Below are 18,363 nucleotides of genomic sequence, written 5' to 3'. Positions count from 1 at the left end.
CCTTCCGCGTTTGGTACGTGCGTCGCGGGCGTTGAGAACCGGTGCCCTCCCCCGAAAAGGGCGCCGAGAGTGTCAAAGCGCTACGATGCGGATGTTGCGAGCGCGAGCGCTCTCGAGACCTGATCGAGGGATACGAAGTAGTTCGCGTGCATCGGGTGGATCCCCTCGGCCTGTTCCGTCGACCCACGAACGAACAGCAGGCGGGCTCCGCTGGACTCGACGAAACTGGTGAAGCCGCGAAAATAGAACGCCGAACTCTCGTGCGTTAGGGCCACGACCCGAGCGTCGGGCCGGCAGAAGATGCAGTTGATCAGGGCCGAACTCGCCGAGCCGACGATGATGTCCGCGGAATGGTAGATCGCCACCTGCTCGGCGAACGTCAGCTGCTCTGGGTGGACGACCTCGAAGCCGTGAGGTTGCAGGGCCTCGATGATGTCTGCCTCGTTGACGAGCCGGCGCTGTGTGAACCCCCGCCGAGACAGGATGATCCGCCGGCCTGTCCGCCGCAGGTCGAGCCCGTCCGCGGCGAGCCGCTCGAGGATCTTGCGCCGCACGGCGGCGAGGATGTCCTTGGGCCAGATCGCGTCGTAAATAGGAAACTCCGGCCGGGTATCGAAGGGAAAGAAAGCCGGTACTGGCGCCATCCCGAGTTCGCGGAAGCGGGTCGCGACGGGTGGCAGCTTCACGATGGCCCGGTCGCGCTCGTCCATCAGCGCGATGATCTCCCGGTGCGAATCCGGCATTTCAGCGTCGACGCAGATCGGAAGCCCTGAGGGGCAGGCGAGGTCGTTGAAGCACAGCATGCGCGGGACGAACTCGAGCAGCCAGTGCCCGTACTGTCGGCTCTGGAACCCGAACAGCATCAGGCCGGCGTCGATCTCACGAATCTCGGCAGGCGCCTCGACCAGGGTGCGTCCGGGCCCCCAGACCGCCGTCATGATCTGGCCCGGATTGACCCCGTCCTTGATGTCGGCGAGGCCGCTGAGCGGATGAGCCGCCAAGTCGTAGATCAGGCGGTGTCCGTGTAACACCACGTTGCTCCGGGGGAACGTGAGGCAGTCTTTGAAGAACGCGAGGTATCGCGGCGGCGCGTCGAGGGTTCCCGCCTGCGATGTCATCGCGATCGGGCCGTCGAGGAACTTCACGTCCGGCTCGGCTATCCTGCGGCTGGCCAGCAACTCGCGATAGACGCCCTGGCCTTCATCGGCCGCCTGCTTGGCCGAGACGATGTCGTAGATTCCGACGGAGCCGAGGCCGGCGATAACACGGGTGCTCTCGTGCAGGCCCGCCGCCTCCTCGTGCCGGCCCTGATCCGTCAGCGCGTTCATCTGCAGGATGCGCAAGTTTCGGATCTTGACGCTGATCGGTTGTCCATCCCCGGTCGCGAGGCCTTCATCGCTGCCGTTCATCGCGAAGGCGAGCCGGTAGCATTGAACCGCGGACTCCGCTCGGTAGCGGCACTCGTGATTCCAGCCGATGCGGAGCAGGGTTGCGGCGGTTTCCCGCGTGGCCCCTTCGGCGCCGTCAAGCTTAAATTTGGCGATGAAGGCGAGGGCTTCGTCCCAGGCTTCCCGCTCGACATAGTCGCGCAAGCATGCACCTGCTGCGAGCATGCGCCATCGCGTCGGATCGCGCGTGTCGATCGAGGCGGCGAGATCGTAAGCGCGCGCCGCATCCTTGTACCGAGCATCGCCTTCGAGCCGGAAGCCGAGAGCCGCGAGGTGGCGCAGGGTCGAGGCCGCGCCCGGTTCCACGGGTGGCTCCGTGCTTAGCAGGAAGGCCAGCGTCTCGAGCTTATCGGGGGCATTGCCGCTGTTGATCGACCGGATCAGGTCGATGAAGGTCGCCGTCGGCCGCATGTCGCTCCTGTCTGTCGTCCGCTGGTTGCGGGCTGCGTCGGATCAGTAATGAATCGCGGGGCGGGTGACGAGGGATCGGCGCCACCGGACGCGCATGCCGTCTCTCGTCGGGCCGGGGCTTTGAGTCGTCGGTCGAGAATCCGTCCCGATGCGGTCCCGCACACCGGGAGGAGCACGTGGCGGCATCCGGCAGTTGCCGATCGCGGCCATCGCCCGTACCACACCGCCACTGCTCACCGTGTTTTCAATCGTCACCCCGGATCGCCGCGCAGCGAAGCGCTTGAGGGCGCTGAGAGGTTGAAGGTGCCGCATGATCGTCGACGACAATTTTGCATATCACTCGGAGTGATCGATGAAAAAGAGGGTTTTGGTCGTTCCTGCCGGAACAGAAATCGCCCACGAGGTCATCGAGAGTCTGCGATTTTCTAAATTTTGGGATGTTTACGGTGGTAATTCCGTCAATGATCATTCCGAGATACTTCTAAGAGACAAATGCCATTTTGTCCCGTTCGTGATCGATCCGAACTTCGTGCCGGCTGTGCAGGATCTGGTCACGAAATTGAAGATCGATTTCGTCGTACCGGCGCACGATGAGGCGTTGTTCCGTCTAGCCGGACGTATCGATGGCGCGATCGTGGCCGGACCTTTGCCGAACCTCGGCGATATTCTGAAGTTAAAATCGACCACGATCGCCAAATTGCGGCACGTGGTGCCCGCGCCGCAGGTCTATGCCCCGGGTGAAGAGGCGTTTCCCGTCTTCTGCAAGCCCGACCGCGGACAGGGATCGCGCGGAATCAAGATCGTCCACGACCCCGACGAGCTGCTACGGATGCGGTCTGCAGACGGCAATCTTATCGTTCAGGAATTGCTGACGGGTGAGGAGGTGACGGTCGACTGCTTTTCCGATCCCTCCAGCCGCCTCCTTTTTGCGGGCGCCCGCAGTCGGGTTCGCACGACAGGCGGCATTTCCGTCCGCTCCCGGCTGGTAAGCGATGCCGAGTTCCCCAATCTGGCGAGCAGAATTTCGGAAGGGCTGCAGCTCACGGGCGCGTGGTTCTTCCAAATGAAGCGGGGCGCCGATGGGCATTACAAGTTGCTGGAGGTGGCCAATCGGATCGCGGGGTCATCTGGGTTTCAGCGCGTCCGCGGCATCAATCTAATGGACGCTTGGTTGCATCAGCTGTCCGGACAAGCCGTAACCTTTCAGTCGCCGGCTGACATCGATTTCGTGTATGATCGTGCCCTCTACGTTAAGACGATCGTGCTATCGCAAGTAGATGCGTTATATGTCGATTTCGATGATACGTTGATACTGGATGGCAGTAAGATCAACCATCGACTGGTCGGGATGCTATATGGTGCAAAGTATAATAAACAGAAGAAGCTCATCCTTCTCACACGACATGACGGCATCGTCGAAGAAAAATTATCGGCTTTCGGTCTGAGCGCGCTGTTCGATGAGATCATCCACCTCAAAAAAGGTGAGAGAAAATCGGACTCCATCGCAGGACCGCATGCGATTTTCATCGATGACTCGTACCGTGAGCGAGCCGATGTCGCCGAGACGTGCGGCGCGATCGCGATAGGTCCGGAATCCCTTGATCTCGTCGAAGGCATCTTATGATCCAGACGAAATCACAAACCGAGCGGCTCGTCCTCTTCGGAGCCGGCGCGCTGGCGCGCGAGATCCTGGTCGTTCTCCCACGGCTGCATACGATCGGTCGTGACATCGAGTTCGTCGGCTGCTTGGTCGACCCTGACGTCGCGGCCGCCGACAGACTCCACGATCGACCGATCTCGCGGAAGATCGACGATTTCGCGGGCGACGACACGCTCCGCTTCGTCGTGGCATTGGGGGAACCCCAGGCACGGGCCCGGGCGGTCGAGCGCCTGAGGTCCATCGGCGCGCGCTTCGCTTCGATCATCGATCCGGCTGTGCTGATCGGCGCCAGCAGCAGGGTCTGTGAAGGATCGATCATCCTCGGCCACGCGTCGATCACGGCGGATGCGCTTCTCGGCGCCCATGTCCTCGTGAATCCGGGGACGACCATCGCGCACGATAATCGGATCGCGGATTTTGCGACGCTCAGCCCGGGCGTTCATCTAGCCGGGCACGTCACCGTCGACGAAGGTGCCTTTCTGGGCACTGGAGCCTCCGTCATCCCGGGGGTCCGCATCGGCGCCCATGCCCTGGTCGGCGCCGGCGCGGTCGTGATCCGTGACGTACTCCCTGGATGTACGGTCGTCGGCAATCCCGCCCGCATCCTCGATCGCGAGTGAACCTGTTCGAGGGGCCTCGGACTGGCGAGGGACTGGCGAGCGCGCAGTCCCCAGCACAGCAGGCAGGCGCGCGGTCCAATTTCCGAGCGCCTGCATTCCTGGATCGAGAGCGCGAACTACAGACCGTCGCGGGAGCCAGACGAGCGCGCTCTCTCCGCCCCCATTCGGATCACCATGTCTTACGCGCGACCCACCGCCTCGATGGCGCGCAGCACTCGATCCGGCGACACAGTGTAGTTGGCGTGGAACGGGTGACCGGTTTCGCTGCGTTCCGTGGTGCCCCGCACGAACAGCAGGTCCGCGCCGCTTGATTCGATCATGCTCGTGTACCCGCGAAAGTTGAACGAGAGCCCTTCGTGGATCAGGGCCACGACCTTCGCTCCGGGATGACAGAAGATACAGTTCGTCAGCGCGGAGCTCGCGGAGCCGACGATGACGTCCGCCGCATGGTAGGTCGCGATCTGCTCGGCGAAGGTGAGGGTCTCGGGGTGAACGACCTCGAACCCGTGCTGCGCGAGGGTGGCGACGATCTCTGCCTCGTTCAGCAGCTGCCGCTGGGCGAAGCCGCGCCGCGAGAGCACGATCCGCCGACCGGTCCGTCGCAGATCCACGCCGCGCTCGGCCAGCCGCCCCAGCACCTGGGAACGCAGATCGGCGAAGACGTCGCCCGGCCAGATCGAATCGTAGACCGCGTGCCCGGGCCGCATGTCGAACGGCAGGAGCGTCGGAGCCGGCGCGAGGCCGAGTTCCCGGAAGCGTGTCGGCACCGCCGACAGCGGGAGGATCGGCCGGGCTCGCTCGTCGATCAGCTCGATGATCTGCCGGTGTGTCGCCGGCATATCGTCGTCGATGCAGATCGGGAAGCCCTCTGGGCAAGCGCGGTCGTTGAAGCACAGCATGCGCCCGACGAATTCCAGCAGCCAGTGGCCGTAATTCCGGCTCTGGAGACCGAACAGCATCAAGCCGGCCTCGATCTCGCGCCGATCCGTGGGCGCCGCGACCAGAGCGCGCCCGCTGCCGTAGGCCGCGACCATGATCTGATCGGGATTGACCCCGTCGCGGATATCGAACGTGCCGCTCAGCGGGTGGGCGGCCAGGTCGTAGATCAGGCGGTCGTCCTGGAGCACGATGTTGCTGCGCGGAAAGGCGAGGCAATCCCGGAACAGAGCGACGTATTGGGGCGGCGCATCGCGTGAGCCGGCTTGGGACGTGAGCGCCACCGGACCGTCGAGGAACCTGAGTTCGGGTTCGCGGATCCGGCGCCCGGGCCGCACCTCCCGGTAGACACCCCGACCATCGGCGGCGGCTCGGTGGGCCGACACGATGTCGTAGACGTGTACCGGACCGAGGCCGAGCAGGTCGCGCGTCTGTTCATGTAGGGGGGCGGCCTCCGCGTGCCGGCCTTCCTCCGCGAGCGCCCGCATCTGGAGGATCCGGATATCGCGGATCTTGCGCTCGAGCGTGTGACCATCGACCGTCGCGATCCCGTGGCCGCCACTGCTCAGGGCGTGAGCCAGCCGGTAGCATTGCACCGAGGCCTCTGTCGCGTAACGGCACTCGTACTGCCACGCCAGGCGCATCAGGATATCGACCCCCGCGCTGATCGCCGCGCCGGGGTCGTCACCGTCTCGCAGGGCCTCGACGAAGGCGGCGGCCTCGCCGAAGCGCCCCCGCTCGCACAGGCCCTCAAGGCTCACAGTGACGGCGGCCGTTCGCCAGCGCTCCCGGCCGTCTACTTCGACGGCAGCGATCAACCTGTAGACCTCAGAGGCCTGCGCGAAGCGGTCGCTGCCCTCCAGGCGGAAGGCGAGGGTCTCGAGGTGCTGCACGATCGCCTTGCGACGCGCGCCGGGCAGCCCATCCCCGGTCACCACCGCGGCAAGCTCTTCGAGGATCCGAGTGACGTTGCCGCCGTCGACCCGCTTGATCAGGTCCATGAACGCCGCGGTCGGCCGCATGTTGCCCTCCTGCCCCGTCGCGCCTCGACGGCGCGTGGATCGCGATCTGACCGGTACCGGATGTCGCTATCCCTGACGAGCGCGCGTCGGGCACCCGCAGCCCCGCTCTCAGGCCGCGACGCGCGCAAGGAGGCGGCTAGGCTGATAGACCGCACGATGACCGCTGCGGTCGAACGCGGCCGACGCCATATCGGTCGCGATCCCCACCTGTCGCCTCAGGCCGCCCAGTCAGGCCGCCCTGTGACGCGCGCCTTCCGCGCCCAGGTCCAGGGATGTATAGCGAGCCTCGTCGCTATCGTACCATGATGACGGCGATCGAGAGCGAAGGCGTGTTCGAGCGATGATCCCGGTACTGATCCCGAGCCTCCCGGAGACGGACGCGATCGTCCCCTACCTGCGCCGGATCGACGAGGCCCACATCTACAGCAACTACGGACCGCTCACCAAGGCGTTCACGGACCGGCTGTGCCGGTTCATCAGCGCCCAGAGCGGCGGGGGCCAAGTCGACGCGGCCCTGACCAGCAACGGCACGACGGCGATCGAACTCGCCCTGCGCTACCGCAGCGCTGGCCGGACCGGCCGGATCTGCGTCATGCCATCCTGGACCTTCATCGCCACGGCGCACGCGGCGGCCAATGTCGGACTGACGCCGTACTTCACCGATGTCGATCCGATAACCCTGGCGCTCACGCCGGAGATTGCGGCCCGCGCCCTATCGGCCAATCCTGGCGATGTCGCCGCCGTCATCGTTGTGAGCCCGTGCGGAGCTCCGATCGAGATCGGGGCCTGGGAAGCGTTCGAGGCGGAGCACGGCGTGCCCGTGATCTTCGATGCCGCCGCGGCGGGCCTGAACCTCCGGCACGTCGGCGCTCAGCCCCTGTGCATCAGCCTGCACGCCACCAAGGCGCTCGGCATCGGCGAGGGCGGCGCGATCATCAGCAGCGATGCCGCGACGGTCGCGGCGATCACCGCGATGACGGGGTTCGGGTTCACGGCCGGCCGGCGCGTCTCAGAGATGCGCGGCGGTAACTACCGCATCTCCGAATACGCAGCCGCCGTCGGCCTTGCCGTCCTCGACGACCTCGACGCGCGCATCGCCCGGCTGCGGGAGGTCTCGCTGGCCTACGTCGCGGGGTTTGAGCGGATCGGTGTGTCGATGCAGGCGGGCTTTGGCCGGGAGTGGCTGACGATGACCGCCAACGCGATCTTCGACGCCCGCGCTGTCGCGGACGTGACCGCGGCCTTCGACGAGTCGGGGATCCAGTGGCGGCGCTGGTACGGTGGCGGCTGCCACACGCATCCGACCTTCGCCGCCTGCCCGCACGACGGCCTCCCGGCGACGCGCGGCGTCGCCGAGACCGCGATCGGCGTGCCGTTCTTCCCGACGATCGCGTCGGAGCAGATCGCACAGGTCTGTGAGTGCGCCGAGCGGGTTCTGGCGTCTCGCTGAGTGAGCACCCGAGAGATCGGTCTCCAGTTCCGCTGCCACGCGAACGGTCGTTGACGATGAGCGAGTCATTTCGGCAGACCTTGATCCAGGCTGCACAGTCCGGCACGCAGGACGGATTGGACGTTCTGGAGCGGTCCCTGCGCGCGGTAGAGCCGAGCGACGTCCTCGCCCAGCACTTGGCGACGCTCGGGTTTCGATTCGAATCCGAGGCCAGGGTGGGACTCGCCGCCAAGGCCTACGCGCTCGCCGCGCGGATGGGCCGGGCGCGGGCCCCCGGCTACCGGCTCGCCGCGATCCGTGCCCGGATCCTCGACCTGTGCCAGAACGATGACTTCGACTGCATCGAGCCGCTGCTCGATGATCTGCAGCAGGCCAAGGACGCCGCGCAGGATCGGGGCCACGCCGATCCCGCCTTCACGGATCTCGGTTGGGCCTGCGAGATGCACGGGGAGGCCGAGCGCGCGGTGCGCTTCTACCTGCTGGCACGGATCGTCCGTGACAAATTCGGCGGCGCAGCTCTGACGCATGACGGCGACACGTTCGAGGTGAAGATCAAGAACCTGCGGCGCCTGCAATTCGATGCCTTGCTCCCCGAGGGACGGTTCGACGAGGCGATCGAACTGCACAAGCGAACCGGCCGTGTCCACGGCTCGGCACCGCTCGCGAAGTACCAGATCGTCAGCGCGAAGGCTCTCTCCGAGGCGGGTCTCGCCTCCTACGTCGAGGTCCTGCCTGCGCGTCGGATCGCAGCCCCGGCCCTCAAATTCTGGGAGCCGCCGCCGCCCCTGCGATCCGAGGCGGGTGACCTCGACATGCCGCCGCTCTACCTCGCCTTCCTGGAGGAGGCCCACGCGTTCCCGCGCAGCAACGTCGTCGTGACGGCTGATCGGGTCGTCTACGATGTGGCGGCCCATCCGCGCCGGAAAGACGTCCTGATCCAGGACGGGGTCAATCTCGACCAGATCATGATGGCGGCCTTCGGTCAGACCCACGCCCTGATCGAACTGCCTGAGAACGCCGAGCGGATCGAGGCCGGGTTGGTGATGTTCGGCCTCCAGAGCCGCAACTACGGGCACTGGTTCAGCGAATTCGTGCCGCGCATGATCTGCTACAACGATCCGCGTTGCCCGGGCGGGATCCCGCTCTGCATCGACGACCACATGCCGGGTACCCACGAGGAGATCCTGGCTCTGCTCGACACCCGCAACCGGCCGGTGATCAAGCTGCCCGCCAAGCCCGTCTCGTTTGGGAAGCTCGGGATGGCACCGGTGCCGGCCTTCTTTCCATTCGACATGAAACCCGGACAGCCGTTCTACGATACGATCTGGCCTAGCGACGTCTTCAGGACGATCCGGGATCGGATCCTGCAGCAGGCACGCGACCGCGGCCTGCTGTCCGAGCGCCGAGATCGTCGCCTGTTCATCTCGCGCAAGGCCTTCACGCAGCGCGTGCTCGAAAACGAGCAGGAGGTCGCCGATCGCCTGCGCCCGCTCGGCTTCGAGGTGATCTACCCGGAAACCCTCTCGTTCCTTGAGCAGGTCGCCCTATTCCATTCCGCGGCTCTGGTCGTCGGATCATCGAATTCTTCCCTCAACAACACGCTCTTCTCCCAGGTCGGATGTCAGATTCTTGGCCTCATACACGAGGACCTGAACTTCAATTTCCGAGGCTACACCAGTTATGTGGAGTCGGGGGGCGCGCAGATCACGTTCCTACGTGGCAAGTCGAGCGAGCGGCGAAGCAATGTGCACGCCTTTCACGCCAACTATCGCGTGGATCCGAAACAGGTCGCCGACGCGGTCGCTCAGTTGGCGACACGATCACCTGCCATCTCCGGCCGCATCGTCACGTGACAGATGGCGCGACGGCTATCCCGTGAGCCCGATTCGCATCCGGATGACAGCTCAGCGCAGCGCCTGAGGTTTATCTGAAATCCGAGTGCCGCGGGTGCCGCGTCACGGAGCCTGCGGCATCACATTTTCAACGACCGTAGCCGGCGATCGGCCGAGACCTGTGCGAGGACACGATCGATGCAGACCGCCGCTGAGACCGCCGAGCCGGCTCCGCCTCAGCTGGAGCCGTGGCAGGACGACTTCTCGACGATCTACCGCAGCGGGCGGTTCGACCACCTCTGGTACGCGGCGCGCTATCCCGACGTCGGCCTGACCGACCTCTCTCCGCTCGAGCACTACGTGAAGTACGGCGCCCGGCTCGGCCGGCAGCCGCGGCCGGACTTTCCGGGCACGCCGGACGAGGCGTTGGACGGGAGCTACGTCAATCCGTTCGCGGCCTGGATCCGGGCACGCGCTGAGACCGAGCCCGCGCCGGCCTGGAACCGGCCGGTCGTCTCGGTCCTGTGCATCACCTACAATCAGGAATCGTTCATCCGCCAGACGCTCGACAGCATCCTGAGCCAGCGGACCGACTTCCCGTTTGAGCTGATCGTCGGGGACGACAAATCGAGCGACGGCACGGCCGAGATCATCGCCGAGTACGCGACGCGGCACCCGAACCTCGTCGCGATCCTGCGGCCGGAGAATGTCGGCGTCGTCAAGAACCTGGACGACATCGCGGGCCGGGTCTCGGGCGAGTACGTCGCGATCTGCGAGGGCGACGATTACTGGACGGATCCCGACAAGCTTCAGCGCCAGTTCGACTACATGCAGCAGCGGCCGGAGTACACGCTGTGCTACCATCCGGTGAAGGTCGTCTACGAGGACATGCCGGGTGTCGCGACGATATATCCGGAGCATTGCGCGGCGCAGCCAACTCTCTCCGATCTGGCCGTGCGCAACTTCATCCAGACGAACAGCGTGTTCTACCGCTGGCGGTATCGCGGCGGCGAGAGGCTCGAGATTGGCCGCGGCATCATTCCGGCCGACTGGTACATCCACCTGATGCACGCCGAGGTCGGCCGGATCGGGTTCCTGCCCCAGATCATGGCGGTGTATCGCAAGCACGCGGGCGGGATATGGGCTCACGCATCCCAGCTCGCGCGGCACAAGCGGCTCGGCAAGTCGGAGATCGAGTTCTACCGGCAATTGCGCGGCCATTTCGGCGGCCGCTTCGCACAGAGTTTCGCTGCATCGCAGCGGCTGATCTTCGCCCGCCTCGCAGAGGCGTTCCTGGACGAGGCGGATGTGCCGGGCTTGCGCCGCCTGATCGAGGACCATCCCGACATCGCCCACGACACCCTCTACGAGATGGGATTCGACATCGCCTGCCTGCCGGTCGGCGATGTCGATGCCCTTCGCGTGTGGCTCGAGGAGCAGCTGACCGTCAGCGTCATCGTGACCGCTTCCGATCCCGGCACCGATCTCAATCCCGCGCTCGCGGGCATTCTGGCCCAGCGCGGGCTGTTCCGGCTGCGTGTCGTCGTCGGCTTCGAACGCTCGACCCAGGCTGCCGCGGAGAGCATCGCTGCCCTTCGGGCGGCCGATCCGGACCGCATCGACGTGCGCCCGCGCCCGCAGGATCTCGGCCCGCTCCGGAACCTGCAGGATTGCATCGCGGCTTGCGATGGCCGCTACATCGCCTTCTGCGACGCGGATGCCCGCTGGATCTCGGACCGCAAGATCGCCAAGCAGCTCCGGATCCTGCGGAGCGATCCCAAGCTCGGCCTGTGCTTCAACTGGGTGCTCGTGCATCGCACGGCGGAGGGATCCCTATTACCGCACGAGGCGCAGGGGCGTCTCGCGGCCGGGAACCTCCGTTTCTCGGATCTCGCCACCGAACCGGTCACCGCGCACCGCTCGTGCGGTCTCTACCGCGCGGACGCGCTGCGGACCCTGCCGCAGGCGTTTTTCGAGGAGCCCGGCGCCGGCGACTGGCTGATGGATCTCTACGTCGCCGATCGGAGCCGCATCGCGTTCCTGCGGGAAATCCTGTCGGTCTGGGACCTCCGGGCTGGCAGACCGGGGTCCAACTCCCCCGACCCGATCCAGACGGCCCAGGTCGCGTCCCAGCGCCGACGTTTCTCCGCCCTTTTCGGTCGTGGGCGCGGCTTCGAGCCCTACGCGCTCGTCTGCACGGTCACGGGCGGCGGCGCGGCGCTGTCCCCCGATTTCGCCCGTGCCCATCTGGAGGCGCCTGCCCCCGGCGCTGGGACCGAGATCCAGGATGGGCACGTGGTCTTCGCCGGCTGGATCGTTCCGACTTACGGATCCCGGGCGACGCTGGTCGCCGAACTCGAGGGTGAGACGCATCGATTTCCCGTGGACCAGCCGCGGTCAGATGTGGTCGCGGCCCTGTTCGGCGACGCGCCCGCCCCGCTGGACGCGGAGCTCTGCGGATTTCGCTTCACGCTGCCGTTCGATCAGCACTTAGCGGTCCACCTCCTGATCGAGACCGAGGACACTGTCCTGACTTGGCTGTCGGTCTCCGTCACCCCGCGATCCGAGAGCGAGGCATCCGGCTGACGCACATCGTTCCAGCCCGGATGAGGCCCCTCCCCCTCGGTGCGGCCCAGCGCCCGGGCAGGGTTGACCGCGTGCGCGAGGCAATCGTATCACCCGGGCAACGCGCGGCCTGGCCGCTGCGGTGGCCGGTTTGCGGCGCGCGCCGCACGGCGCAAGCTTGAGCGCCATGGGTGCGAGGATAAGAACGGAGCGGTTCTTGGGCGAGGACGTCGAGACGCTGCGGACAGAGCTGGCCGAGACGCAGGCCCGGCTGAAGGAAGCGCAGGGCGAACTCGCGCGCTTGGTCCGCTTGGCCGAGGCCGACCTCCAGCGTCGACGCCCAGGCGAGCAGTCGAGCGTCGTCGCCGCCTCCGTGCGCCGGCCCGCCGCAAAGGACGTGGCCGCCCGCATCGCGCGCCTCGTGGAACTCTATCGCGAGGCTTCGGCCGCTTCCCCCAACGGCGCACCGGTGGTCGGCGAGGACACGATGCTCCGGTGGCTTGAGACCTCGGGTCTGTTCGACCGTGACTTCTATCTCAAGTGCAACGGCGACGTGGCGAGCGCCGGAGCCGATCCGACGCAGCACTACTTCAACCACGGCTACGCCGAGGCGCGGCCGCCAAGCCCCCTCTGACGCCGGCCCGGACCGCTTTCCGATGCTGCGGTGACCGCATCGCCGCTGCGCGTGACGGCAGCCAGCGGCCGAGACCTGTGCGAGGACACGATCGATGCAGACCGCCGCTGAGACCGCCGTGCCGGCTCCGCCTCAGCTGGAGCCGTGGCAGGACGACTTCTCGACGATCTACCGCAGCGGGCGGTTCGACCATCTCTGGTACGCGGCGCGCTATCCTGACGTCGGCCTGACCGATCTCTCTCCGCTCGAGCACTACGTGAAGTACGGCGCCCGGCTCGGACGGCAGCCGCGGCCGGACTTTCCGGGCACGCCGGACGAGGCGGTGGACGGGAGCTACGTCAATCCGTTCGCGGCCTGGATCCGGGCACGCGCTGAGACCGAGCCCGCGCCGGCCTGGAACCGGCCGGTCGTCTCGGTCCTGTGCATCACCTACAATCAGGAAGCGTTCATCCGCCAGACGCTCGACAGCATCCTGAGCCAGCGGACCGACTTCCCGTTCGAGCTGATCGTCGGGGACGACAGATCGAGCGACGGCACGGCCGAGATCATCGCCGAGTACGCGACGCGGCACCCGAACCTCGTCGCGATCCTGCGGCCGGAGAATGTCGGCGTCGTCAAGAACCTGGACGACATCGCGGGGCGGGTCTCGGGCGAGTATGTCGCCATCTGCGAGGGCGACGATTACTGGACGGATCCCGACAAGCTGCAGCGCCAGTTCGACTACATGCAGCAGCGGCCGGAATACACCCTGTGCTACCATCCGGTAAAGGTCGTCTACGAAGACATGCCGGCGGTGGAGGAGCAATACCCGGAGCATCCCAATCCGCAGCCGTCCCTATCGGATCTCGTCGCGCACAACTTCATCCAGACGAACAGCGTGTTCTACCGCTGGCGGTATCGTGGCGGCGAGAGGCTCGAGATCGGCCGCGGCATCATCCCGGCCGACTGGTACATCCACCTGATGCACGCCGAGGTCGGCCGGATCGGGTTCCTGCCCCAGGTCATGGGCGTGTACCGCAAGCACGCGGGCGGCATGTGGGCCGCCTTCGACACCGTGCTGGCGCGGCACAAGCGGCTCGGCAAGTCGGAGATCGAGTTCTACCGGCAATTGCGCGGCCATTTCGGCGGCCGCTACGCCGCGGAATACGAAGCCACGCAGAAGCGCATTTTCCGGCGCTTGGCCGAGGCCTATCTCGATGAGGAGGATCCGGCCCGGCTGGCGCAGCTGATCGAGGACCACCCCGACATCGCCGAGGCGGCCCTGAACGAGTTGGGTCTGACCGCTGCCGACCGGCCGCGGCAGGATCCGGCCGCCCTGCGGACCTGGATCGAGGATCAGCTCACCGTCAGCGTCGTCGTCACATCCTACAATCACGTCGGCACCATCCGGCGCTGCCTCGACGGTGTGCTCGGCCAGCGCGGCCTGTTCCGGATGCAGGTGGTGATCGGCGACGACCGGTCCACCGACGGCACCGCGGAGATCATCGAAGAGTACCGCCTCCGCCATCCCGACCGCATCACCGTTCGATCGCGAGAGCGCAATCTCGGCATGCTGCAGAACATGCGCGACTGCGTCGCTGCCTGCACCGGCCGGTTCGTCGCCTTCTGCGAGGGGGACGATTACTGGATCTCCAACCGGAAAATCGGCCTGCAGCTGCGCATGCTGCGGACGGATCCGGCGCTCGACATGTGCTTCAACTGGGTCCTGCTGCACCACGTGGCGAACGGATCGTACATTCCGCATGAGGAGCAGGGCCGGTATCAGACCGGACCGATCAGCTTCCCGGTGCTCGCCCGGGCCCCGCTCACCGCGAACTTCTCGGCCTGCTTCTACCGGGCCGAGGCACTGCGCCGCGTGCCCGAGGCATTCTACGACGAGAAGGGCGCCGCCGACTGGCTGATGAACCTCTACATCGCCGACAAGGGCCGCATCGCGTTCCTGCGCGAGATCCTGTCGGTCTACACGATCCAGACCAAGGGGCAGTGGTCGGGTCTCGACGAGACCATCAAGAACCTTCTGATCGGGCAATACCAGAAGCGGTTCGCGACGATCTTCGGTGAGGGGCGCGGCTTCGAGAAGTTCGAGGTCGGCTGCACCATCGCCGAACTCGACGCGGAACTGCCGGACGCCTTCGCGCGGGCCCATCTCGAGGCGCCGCAGGATCGGGTCTGGGCCGAGATTCAGGATGGGCAGGTCGTCTTCACCGGCTGGATCGTCGCGGCGAACCGCGAGAAGGCTACGCTCGTCGCAGAGATCGACGGCGTGGTGCAGCGCATTCCCGTCGACGTCCACCGGCCCGACGTCATCGCGGCGGTCACGGGAGACATGCCGACGACGATGGAGGAGGCGCGCTGCGGCTTCCAGTTCGTGCTTCCCTACGCGCTGCACCTCGAAGTGCTGCTACGGATCGAGGTGGCGCACGAGGTGATGCCGTGGCTGTCGATCATCCTCACGCATCGCGTGAAGAAGACGGATCGGCAGGCGGCCTAGGCGTCGGCTCTCCGGGGATTTCGCCAGCGGAGCGACCCGGTCAGCCGCGATGACAGATGTCGCGGCGCGCGCCGAGACGGGCCTGCGGCGGCAGCCGGTGCGGACACGGCGCTGTTCGATTGCGCCGGACCGCACAACTTAGTTGAAAGCCGGAAAGGCCGATCACCGGGATCCTTTGGACAGGTTCGGTCGTCGCGAGTCCGACATCGGGGATAGGGAAGCCGGCCATGGTCCGGATCGAGAAGCCGGTGATCGATCCCGATCGATTGGCCCAGGTCACCACTCTTGCCGCAGGTGCACATCCCCATGGCGGCGCCTTGTGCGCGATGGAAGCCGTGGCCTTCATCGCCGGCGAGCCGGTCTCGGATCAACCCGCCTGCGCGTCACCGAGCATCGCGGCGTTTATCCGCAGCTGGAGCGATGGCCTGTCGCAGACCGAGCGCGATGCCCTGATCCGCCCCCTCCTCCCGCGCCTCGTCGGGACGCGCGGCTCCAAGGCGCTGGAGCGCCGACGCGTTGCCCGGGTGGCCGACTGGCTCGTCCGGACCCACGTGCCCGCTTGGTTTCACCTCGCCAAGCTGATCGTCGAGGGGGACGAGCTGGCCGATCTCCCCGCGCTCCAAGATTTGGCTGATCTCGCGTCGTTGTGTGACCACCTAAAGCGCGCCCGCAAACGCGCGGCTGTCGCGAACCTGACGCTGCGGCAGACGGGCCCCGAGGTCCGGGGCGCGGCCTGGGACGCGGCCCATCGCGCCGCCTGGGTGACTGTTCGCGACCCACTCGAAGCCGCCGGCCTGCGGATCCTCGCCGCCGGATGGGATGCCGCCTATGCGTCTGCCTACGCGGCGGCCCGAGCCTACGGAAAGGCGCCTCTGGAGCCGACGCGGCGCGCCCTGCAGGAGACGGCGCTCGCTCTGGTCGAGGATCTGATCGTCATGCCGGAGCCGCCCTCCCCCGGGACCGATCCGGCGCCATGAGCGGCGGGCAGCCCACGGACCACGCGGTCGGCCGAGCCGGTTCGGTTCTGGCGGGGGCGCGCTGTCTCGTGCTCGGCGGCGGCGGCTTCCTCGGGCTGAACCTGTGCAACCGTCTGGCGGAGGCGGGCGCCGAGGTCACCTGCTTCAGCCGCAGCCACCCTCAGGCCGAGGTGCTCGACCGCCGCGTCACCCGGGTGACCGGCCAGTTCGGGGATCGCCTCGCGATCGCCACGGCGCTCGAGCGTCAGGACGTCGTCTTCCACCTGATCGCCGGGTCGATCCCCGAAAGTTCAAATCGAGATCCATCCGCGGAGCTCGGGGCGACGCCGATCGCCACCTTGCATCTGCTCGAGATCTGCCGTTCGGCCCGGATCAAGAAGCTCGTGTTCTCGTCCTCTGGCGGTGCGATCTACGGCGTCCCGCACGCGATCCCGATCTCGGAACAGGCGCCGACCGACCCGATCTCGGCTTACGGCATCAGCAAGCTGATGATCGAGAAGGCGCTATACCTGTATCGTCATCTCCACGGAATCGATTACCAGATCCTGCGCATCGCCAATCCGTACGGCCGGTTTCAGCTCGGCACCAAGCACCAGGGCCTGATCGGGAACTACATCTTGCGGGTGCTCTCTGACCTGCCGCTGGAGGTTTGGGGGACCGGTGAGGTAGTGCGCGACTTCCTGCACATCGACGACGTCAGCGACGCGTTCCTGGCCGCGGTCACCTACGATGGGCCTCACAAGGTTATGAACGTCGGCAGCGGCCTGGGGTTGAGCATCAACCAGATCATTGCCGAATTGAAGGAGGCATTCGGGCGTGACCACCTCCCCTGCGTGCATAAGTCGGCCCGCGCTGCCGACGTGCCCGCCAACGTGCTCGACACCGCGCTGATCCGTTCCGAGTTCGGCTGGCAGCCGCGCGTCGGCCTGCGCGAAGGGCTCATCAGTACGATCGCGTGGATGCGTGCGCATCTGGCGGAGACGCGGGCGGAGCGGCACTGAACCCCGCCGGCGAGGGACAATGTGACGTGCGCGCGATCCCCATCGTGACTCACGGCGCGAGAGAGCCTGTTTGGCAGGTCTGACCTTCACTTCGCCCCGGAGGGGCCACGATTGTCGGCGACAGCGCGACGCGAGTCGCGAGGAGACCGCATGTCCTTCCTACACGATCTGCCGATCGCCGACCTGATCGCGCATTATGGCTACGTAGCGATCTTCGTCATCATCACGCTGGAGAGCGCCGGACTGCCGCTGCCCGGCGAGACGGTCTTGTTGACCTCGGCGGCTTACGCGGGCAGCACCGGGAACATCAACATCGCCATCGTCGTGGCGATCGCCGCGACCGCCGCCATCCTGGGCGACAATGCCGGCTACTGGGTCGGCCGCCGCTGGGGGCTGCCCCTGCTCCTGCGCAAGGGGCATCTGATCGGGCTCGATCACGGTCGGCTCAAGCTCGGCCAGTACCTGTTCCGCCGGCACGGCGGGAAGATCGTGTTCTTCGGCCGTTTCACCGCGATGCTGCGAGCCTATGCGGCCGTGCTCGCCGGCGTGAACAAGCTCGATGCCCGCCGTTTCATGGCCTTCAACGCGCTGGGCGGCGTGGCCTGGGCTTCGATCATGGGCTTCGGCGCCTACCTGTGCGGCCGATCGATCGAGAACGTCATGGGACCGGTCGGCCTCGGGCTGCTGGCTTTCGTTTTGCTGGGCGCCGTTGCGCTGTGGATGTTTATGCGCCGGCACGAGGCGCGCCTGATGCTCGCCGCAGAGGCTGCGATCCCGGGGCCGCTTGCCGAAGGCATGGATGATGAAACCGCACTGCCGCAGGGCGCGCCAGCGGTGACCCATGGGACTCTAGAACCGAGCCCCTCGCTTCAGGCGAACTTCCAGAGCCAGGTCGAAGCGCTCCTAGCGCAGCGGGAGCGCGCGTCGATCCAGACCGCTCCGCCGGCTGCCGAACCGAGCCCACGCGAGCCTTGGCCCTTGTGGTTCAGGTTCGTTGTGATCCTCGTCGCGGCGGCCGTCGGCATGACGCTGGTCTCGTGGCACGATGGCGTGACCGGAGGCGCTTACGGTCGCCTCGTCGGGTACGTCGGGATTCTTGGTATCGCGCTGATCCTTCTCGTGCCCACCGCTCTCCTGACGGTGCTCGGTCTGAGGCTACGGCGTCCGAAAGATCGGATCGTCTCTGAGGGCGAGGAGGAGGCGATCGGACTGGCGGCGTGACCGCGTCCAGTTAGCTGACCTGGCGGACGTTCCCGGTGCTCGCGCGATGGGAACATAGGGGTCACCGGTCGTGCTATCCGCCTCACGCGACAGGT

General features: G+C 66.5%; 11 protein-coding genes and 1 pseudogene. 10 read left to right on the top strand and 2 right to left on the bottom strand.

The features are described 5' to 3' along the window. Positions 1-80: 80 nt before the first annotated feature. Positions 81-1,859 (bottom strand): glycosyltransferase family 61 protein, encoded by a 1,779-nt coding sequence (locus C4T42_RS17315; protein ID WP_103985535.1) that lies wholly within the window; start codon positions 1,857-1,859, stop codon positions 81-83. Between the two features lie 352 nt (positions 1,860-2,211). On the opposite strand from C4T42_RS17315, the gene C4T42_RS17310 reads away from it, so the two are divergent. Both C4T42_RS17310 and C4T42_RS17305 read left to right on the top strand, forming a co-directional pair. Continuing rightward, the gene (locus C4T42_RS17310) at positions 2,212-3,483 is read left to right on the top strand and encodes an ATP-grasp domain-containing protein (RefSeq protein WP_103985534.1); all 1,272 of its coding nucleotides are present in this window, start codon (positions 2,212-2,214) and stop codon (positions 3,481-3,483) included. After that, a complete protein-coding gene (locus C4T42_RS17305) occupies positions 3,480-4,139 on the top strand; it encodes an acetyltransferase (protein WP_103985533.1) in 660 nt (219 codons plus the stop codon). The genes C4T42_RS17310 and C4T42_RS17305 overlap by 4 nt, the downstream gene beginning before the upstream one ends. A gap of 179 nt (positions 4,140-4,318) precedes the next feature. On the opposite strand, the gene C4T42_RS17300 is transcribed toward C4T42_RS17305, so the two are convergent. Continuing rightward, positions 4,319-6,097, bottom strand: a complete 1,779-nt coding sequence (locus C4T42_RS17300) for a glycosyltransferase family 61 protein (RefSeq protein ID WP_103985532.1) — start codon at positions 6,095-6,097, stop codon at positions 4,319-4,321. Between the two features lie 340 nt (positions 6,098-6,437). Here C4T42_RS17300 and C4T42_RS17295 point away from each other — a divergent pair, with 340 nt between their 5' ends. The 8 genes and pseudogenes from C4T42_RS17295 to C4T42_RS32430 form a co-directional block, all read left to right on the top strand. Next, the gene (locus C4T42_RS17295) at positions 6,438-7,547 is read left to right on the top strand and encodes a DegT/DnrJ/EryC1/StrS family aminotransferase (RefSeq protein WP_103985531.1); all 1,110 of its coding nucleotides are present in this window, start codon (positions 6,438-6,440) and stop codon (positions 7,545-7,547) included. Positions 7,548-7,603: 56 nt separating this feature from the next. Beyond that, positions 7,604-9,400: a glycosyltransferase family 61 protein gene (locus C4T42_RS17290; RefSeq protein ID WP_103985530.1), complete on the top strand. Its 1,797-nt coding sequence runs from the start codon at positions 7,604-7,606 to the stop codon at positions 9,398-9,400. A 177-nt stretch (positions 9,401-9,577) separates the two neighbouring features. Beyond that, entirely contained in the window at positions 9,578-11,965 is a 2,388-nt protein-coding gene (locus tag C4T42_RS17285) for a glycosyltransferase (RefSeq protein WP_103985529.1), read from the top strand. Positions 11,966-12,161: 196 nt separating this feature from the next. Beyond that, positions 12,162-12,578, top strand: a complete 417-nt coding sequence (locus C4T42_RS17280) for a hypothetical protein (RefSeq protein WP_103985528.1) — start codon at positions 12,162-12,164, stop codon at positions 12,576-12,578. Between the two features lie 94 nt (positions 12,579-12,672). Further along, on the top strand, positions 12,673-15,069 hold the full coding sequence (locus C4T42_RS17275) for a glycosyltransferase (RefSeq protein ID WP_103985527.1): 2,397 nt from the start codon (positions 12,673-12,675) through the stop codon (positions 15,067-15,069). Positions 15,070-15,296: 227 nt separating this feature from the next. Then, entirely contained in the window at positions 15,297-16,046 is a 750-nt protein-coding gene (locus C4T42_RS17270; RefSeq protein WP_103985526.1) for a hypothetical protein, read from the top strand. Then, positions 16,043-17,047, top strand: a complete 1,005-nt coding sequence (locus tag C4T42_RS17265; RefSeq protein WP_103985525.1) for an NAD-dependent epimerase/dehydratase family protein — start codon at positions 16,043-16,045, stop codon at positions 17,045-17,047. Before C4T42_RS17270 ends, C4T42_RS17265 begins: the two co-directional genes overlap by 4 nt. Before the next feature lie 150 nt (positions 17,048-17,197). Next, positions 17,198-17,833, top strand: a pseudogene (locus tag C4T42_RS32430) (DedA family protein); the annotation flags it as partial. Between the last annotated feature and the right edge of the window lie 530 nt (positions 17,834-18,363).

The sequence above is a fragment of the Methylobacterium sp. 190mf genome, from assembly GCF_900107945.1.
Taxonomy (GTDB): Bacteria; Pseudomonadota; Alphaproteobacteria; order Rhizobiales; family Beijerinckiaceae; genus Methylobacterium.
This window is presented reverse-complemented; position numbering and strand designations above follow the sequence as displayed.

Coding starts and splice junctions, on each gene's coding strand:
- C4T42_RS17315 (WP_103985535.1), bottom strand. CDS start 1,859: ATGCGGCCGACGGCGACCTTCATCGACCTGATCCGGTCGATCAACAGC.
- C4T42_RS17310 (WP_103985534.1), top strand. CDS start 2,212: ATGAAAAAGAGGGTTTTGGTCGTTCCTGCCGGAACAGAAATCGCCCAC.
- C4T42_RS17305 (WP_103985533.1), top strand. CDS start 3,480: ATGATCCAGACGAAATCACAAACCGAGCGGCTCGTCCTCTTCGGAGCC.
- C4T42_RS17300 (WP_103985532.1), bottom strand. CDS start 6,097: ATGCGGCCGACCGCGGCGTTCATGGACCTGATCAAGCGGGTCGACGGC.
- C4T42_RS17295 (WP_103985531.1), top strand. CDS start 6,438: ATGATCCCGGTACTGATCCCGAGCCTCCCGGAGACGGACGCGATCGTC.
- C4T42_RS17290 (WP_103985530.1), top strand. CDS start 7,604: ATGAGCGAGTCATTTCGGCAGACCTTGATCCAGGCTGCACAGTCCGGC.
- C4T42_RS17285 (WP_103985529.1), top strand. CDS start 9,578: ATGCAGACCGCCGCTGAGACCGCCGAGCCGGCTCCGCCTCAGCTGGAG.
- C4T42_RS17275 (WP_103985527.1), top strand. CDS start 12,673: ATGCAGACCGCCGCTGAGACCGCCGTGCCGGCTCCGCCTCAGCTGGAG.
- C4T42_RS17270 (WP_103985526.1), top strand. CDS start 15,297: ATGGTCCGGATCGAGAAGCCGGTGATCGATCCCGATCGATTGGCCCAG.
- C4T42_RS17265 (WP_103985525.1), top strand. CDS start 16,043: ATGAGCGGCGGGCAGCCCACGGACCACGCGGTCGGCCGAGCCGGTTCG.